The organism is Brevibacterium sp. SIMBA_078 (assembly GCF_046534565.1).
Classification (GTDB): Bacteria; Actinomycetota; Actinomycetes; order Actinomycetales; family Brevibacteriaceae; genus Brevibacterium.
In genome coordinates this window covers 1-247 of sequence record NZ_JAWRYQ010000461.1, presented here as the reverse complement: position 1 = coordinate 247, position 247 = coordinate 1, and the positions used below count along the sequence as shown (strand labels likewise).

The window sequence follows — 247 nt, the reverse complement described above, 5'->3', positions numbered from 1 at the left end:
GTCATATTATTTTGACAGATTCTGGTGGTATCCAAGAAGAAGCGCCATCGCTTGGTATCCCAGTACTGGTCATGCGTACCACTACTGAGCGTCAAGAAGCAGTTGAAGCCGGCACCGTCAAACTAGTATGTACTCATGGTCCTACCATCGTGGCTGAAGTGAGTAATCTGATTGAAAACGAAGCGATCTATCTAAAGATGAGTCAGGCTCATAATCCATACGGTGATGGCAAAGCGTCTCAACGTAT

General features: G+C 45.7%; 1 protein-coding gene. It reads left to right on the top strand.

Annotation, left to right across the window (positions count from 1 at the left end):
• Positions 1-247, top strand: a 247-nt coding sequence (locus SB749_RS20415) for a UDP-N-acetylglucosamine 2-epimerase (protein ID WP_410711917.1), incomplete at both ends; no start/stop codon positions are given.